We start from the raw sequence: 4,667 nt of genomic DNA, 5'->3' as shown, positions 1-4,667 counted from the left end.
CGATGATGCAGCTCTAAAAGAACGGGCGTAACGCGTGATGACTGCGGATGAAGGAGTAGAGTGAAAGAAAACGCTCGGGGTGCATCCGGTGATAAGGGTGGTACGAGGGACGAAACTGGCTTGCGTCTAGAAGAACGACTAACTGACACCTGCGCGGCTACCTCATCTTCGAACGCCGTTAGCCTCGCCAACGATCACGACAGGACCGCGACCCAACATCTTTGTCGAACGCGTCCCCTTGGGGACACGGCCTGAAACCCCGACGGGCGCGAACCGACTAGGCCAGAGATTGCAGATACGCGCAAAGGCGAAAAGGTCGAATGGAACAATGGCAACGCGTACGCACTGCCACCACGCGTTAACAGCAGGGAACGCCCTATGGACCACCGAAACTGGAAATGTTCCTGAGAAAACTCCCGATGCGCTACAGAACGTGGAACGAAAATAATCGCGCGTCACGCGAAAACAACACGAAGGGGGCTATGAACGCGTTAACAGAGAAGGCAGCAATGCTGCGAAAAGCACAAACTACGCGACATCCGAACACGAAACAACAACTGATACAGGAGACGCTCCGTGGACAACACATTACTTGTATGCTTAGACGCTACCGAATACGCGATAACAAGCTATGAAATAACACTAAAATACACCGGCAGTGAGACTGAACCGATCACCGCGAGGGACCTCAAGTACGTAACACGCGATACTGTAAAGACCTACACGCTTGCCCGAAACGCTATCCTGAATCTGGACCGAGTGTACAAAGATCTTCACACCCGTTGGGGTTGCTTTTACGTTCTCGATGCCGTGAAGGGAAGTCCGCAAACCTACGTCCTATCTCTCGTGCACGTCAATCCCACCGACGACGTGTTACGAAGCTTACGTAACGGGAAGTTAAATCACCTAACGTTCGTGCGTTTCATGGGAAACTGGCTTTTAACGGGCTTACTCGATAACAACAATGTGACGAATGGACTCCTTGAAACCGAGGACCTTCACACGGAGTATGCAGCCGGTTTCTATGGGCAGACATTGACGACACCTGACCACGAGTTTCCGCACCACGGGTCAATAAACACCGATGCACCGCTTCTGAGCGGAACGACGAACGTCAACAATATTGAGGGTGTCCCATTCCTCGCACTCAATGACTCTGATGACCGCGGACCCCGTACGCCGTCATGCGAACACATAACGACACTGTATTGGGACCTGGTGGAACGCTACACTAACGCCCAACGATACCCTGCGTCGGTTTGGAAAAACGCGCTGCAGCCATGTTCAATGTCGCCGGACTTAGGAGATTATGACCGCGTTCCGTTTTCACGCCTCTATCCTATCGGGGGGAAATCTCCGATGTGGGTACACGCGTTACCACTTCGACGCCGGTTACTCGCTCGCAGCCTGACTCTCGTGAACTTGAAACTGCAATATGCCTTACAAGAATTCTTACACAGTACCTATTATCCTGACCAGGATGAACGCAACGACGACGTGTTAGCAGACTCGGTTGAACGATCGCTAACCGCTCTGTGGACTGACTGGAAGGCGTGCGCTCAAGGACCTGGCGCTACAAGGGATTCGACCATGTTAGGATTCACGCACGATTGTCACGTGTTGGCTTCGTCAATCGCACTTGCGATTGTAAAACTGCGCCTCGAGAAATCCAATAACGACCGTCGCACGTCCACTACGATTACCCTTGGGCTGGAAGCCTTTAGTCAAGGAATCACCATCGCATCAATTAACAGCAATAACCTGAAGACGTTGACCGCCACTTTCGAGTTCGCGCTATGCGCAGCATCTGCGGACAATATATACTATAGCCTCAAGGGGGGATCTCCTCATGCCAAAATCTAAGCGCAATGCCAAAACCGACACTGACTTCTTAAATGAAACGGGTAAATCAAAACAGCCTACAAAACACGAACGCCGAGACGCTCAACTGGCAGGCTACTACTTCAATGAGACCTCGTCTTCGTACCTTTACAAATACTCACCCAACACTGACCCTTCACGAGAAGCCGACCAGTTGAAAACTGAATTAACAGACCTAACAAGTTCCACTTTAAAGTTAAACCGTCTTCTCAGTGACCCTCAGCTCCAAGCCCTCCAAACACACAAACATGCTCGGCGCCACAAGGCGACTTATTCGTACTGCTGTAACCCACAAGTCGCGACACTGATAGGGACGCCAATGCTGGAATACGTGAACAGCCAGATGTACTTATACGATAACAAATCCGACCGACATGGACAACTGCGAACATTGGCTAACCTCGCAACAATGATATCCTTCGCTACTCGCCGGTTCAAGGGTCGGTGAAAAACGCTTGTCAACCGCTCGTTGATCTGAACAATAAACTGGTGGGTAACAAGGACTGGAGTAAACACCCGCCCTCGGGCGTCACCACACTTGAAAACCGATACTGGCAGCTAATTGGCAAATGGGACGCGTACGTGCTCGAGAATGCTAAACGGCCGAAAAACCGCGACCAAAAGCGTGTCGAGGTTATCGACTTGAACACAGGTTCCACATCATCGACGGACCAGAATCCGCACGATGCGCATTTCACCACAGTAAAACACGCGCTATGCACGCCACAATCGGACGACGTGCGTACCCTGTTCATAGATCTGCTAACCGCGTGCGAACGAGAAGCGTTACACTCGCAAGAGGAACTACAAATCCCGCGAACGAGTGCCGTAACCCTGTTTTTTTTAATGGTTTTTGATTCTATGAACTATGCCACGGGGCGCCCCTACTCGGCTACCACCGTGGAGAATTTACGATCAGCGAACTCCTTACTGCAGGAATTACGAACGTTTACTGAACTATGTAGCGAACTGGCGCATAAGAGAGAAGAATCCGGAGACACTAGACTCCGTCTTGCCGCGATGAATGTTGTCTCGAAATATTACCTGAATGATCCCGCGGATTTAGCGCCGGTGATCAATCAACCAAATCTGAAGGAGTCCCTTCTAAATCGAGAGGAACCGGACGGAGTGACGTTCATCGATTACTTGTCAAAAACCGAAACCTCTTACCTCAGCTCCGTACTGCGCTCCGACTCACAACTCGGCACAAAATTACAAACCTTATATAGCCTCGATCCGGCCGCGGGATATAGCAACGTGGCACTGCCAACAGACCTTGAAATGTATGCCGCTGAACTTGACAGACAAAAACTTACTATCGGTTGTTTGCTCGCTACAGGCTCACTTGAATACAGACGGCCTATCTCTACGGACAAATTCCCCGGAGAACTATCGTCACTGTTGGAGCAACTGGACACCAAGAACACGAACCCACAAGGAAAAGCGAAACGTCCAAGCGACCAAAAAGAGTACCGCGGGCCGATTCTCCTCATATATGAAAAACAGCGCGTCGACGTCACATCCGGACGGCGCACAAATCGCTTGAAAGTCGTTCATGAAAGTTCTAGGGAAGAGAATCACTACGACGTCTGGGCGGTCACGGTGATCACCTCAGAGCTGCAATTTACCGTCAGCTTGTACTGTTTGATACAAATGATGTGGAAAAACTTTCGCGTTCTGGATCCTAACAGAACGTTGTCTGCTGGGAAAATGAGATTAACATCCTTACTGAAACCTAGCACGATCAACAGTTATGAACGCCTGCGACATCACCTCGGGGATTCGTTGATCACCCTAAAGCAGCAGGGCTATCAAGATGTGACACACGACGAACCGTATCAACAGGGTCGCGCAACCCTGAACAGTGATCCAAACGCCGTTCTTCAGTACGCTGATAATGATGCCTATGTTCCACCCGCTCTCTTGTCCATGATCCAATCGACAAAATTGAACTCAATCTTGTCAAACCTCGCCGGTATGTTCGCGAAAACGAACCGCCCGAGGAGGAAATCAGTCATCCGACAGATTAAAACGAGTAAGAGTGCCGCTATCATCTATACTAACAATACTCCCGTGCCACCAAACAGATCCTATGACCTCACGGAAAAAATAGAACGCTGCAAAGCCGATCTTATAGACGCCTTGCATGACTATACTGGACTCGACATCATACCGACTCCCGACTTATCGATTGAGGGTGCGCAGTTAAACCGTGAATACCACCAAGTTGTGGTACACATAGCTACTGCTCTTTTTGAGGGTTGTGTAAACGCGAGGAGCATAAACGATCAAGAACGCGCCCTCGACGTCAAGAAACAACTCGATGATTTGACGCTCAGCGGGTCTCTAGCCGCCTTGATTTTAACAGCGTATCTGTCACACCGAAACTATGCAGAACGATCGTTTACCTACTACGCTGAATACGCCGGTCAATCAAACACAACTGCCGTAACGATAAAGTTCGACGATAGACGTGCAACTGTAGCGCGTTATAGCGCCATTCCTCAAAACCGGATGATGCAGGAAATGCTGCCTTAAGTCACTACAAAAACGGGTATAAAACGTACTGATACTTAACATCAAGCGGGTCACCGTTACCAATGGCCCGCTCAATTACCCGCCTAAGACTCAATCCCTTGATAAAACCCAGCTCTCCTATCAACTGACGTGGTCGACACCAATCATTTATTACACTCCCGATTTCAAATAACAAGTGCGGCATTCGTGGATAGGTGTAGAAGAGGAAGCCAACGACTGAAAGTGGTACGCTCTTCTCGCCAAAGAAA

The 4,667-nt window shown here is 49.9% G+C and carries 4 protein-coding genes; 3 read left to right on the top strand and 1 reads right to left on the bottom strand.

All coding sequences use genetic code 11. From position 1 onward, the window contains the following. Nucleotides 1-576: 576 nt before the first annotated feature. Genes BLO31_RS22835 through BLO31_RS22825 form a run of 3 tightly spaced genes read left to right on the top strand, consistent with a single transcriptional unit; the run spans nt 577 to nt 4,419 of the window. The gene (locus tag BLO31_RS22835) at nt 577-1,863 is read left to right on the top strand and encodes a hypothetical protein (protein ID WP_070972440.1); all 1,287 of its coding nucleotides are present in this window, start codon (nt 577-579) and stop codon (nt 1,861-1,863) included. Then, a complete protein-coding gene (locus tag BLO31_RS22830; protein ID WP_070972437.1) occupies nt 1,850-2,329 on the top strand; it encodes a hypothetical protein in 480 nt (159 codons plus the stop codon). Before BLO31_RS22835 ends, BLO31_RS22830 begins: the two co-directional genes overlap by 14 nt. Further along, on the top strand, nt 2,326-4,419 hold the full coding sequence (locus BLO31_RS22825; RefSeq protein WP_070972434.1) for a hypothetical protein: 2,094 nt from the start codon (nt 2,326-2,328) through the stop codon (nt 4,417-4,419). The genes BLO31_RS22830 and BLO31_RS22825 overlap by 4 nt, the downstream gene beginning before the upstream one ends. A gap of 4 nt (nt 4,420-4,423) precedes the next feature. Here BLO31_RS22825 and BLO31_RS24160 read toward each other — a convergent pair. After that, nucleotides 4,424-4,667: hypothetical protein (locus BLO31_RS24160; protein ID WP_217495158.1), on the bottom strand; the 244-nt coding region annotated here is incomplete at its 5' end.

Source organism: Vibrio sonorensis (assembly GCF_001854765.1).
Classification (GTDB): Bacteria; Pseudomonadota; Gammaproteobacteria; order Enterobacterales; family Vibrionaceae; genus Vibrio; species Vibrio sonorensis.
The sequence above is the reverse complement of the archived record's forward strand: the minus strand, read 5'-3'. Positions and strand labels throughout refer to the sequence as shown.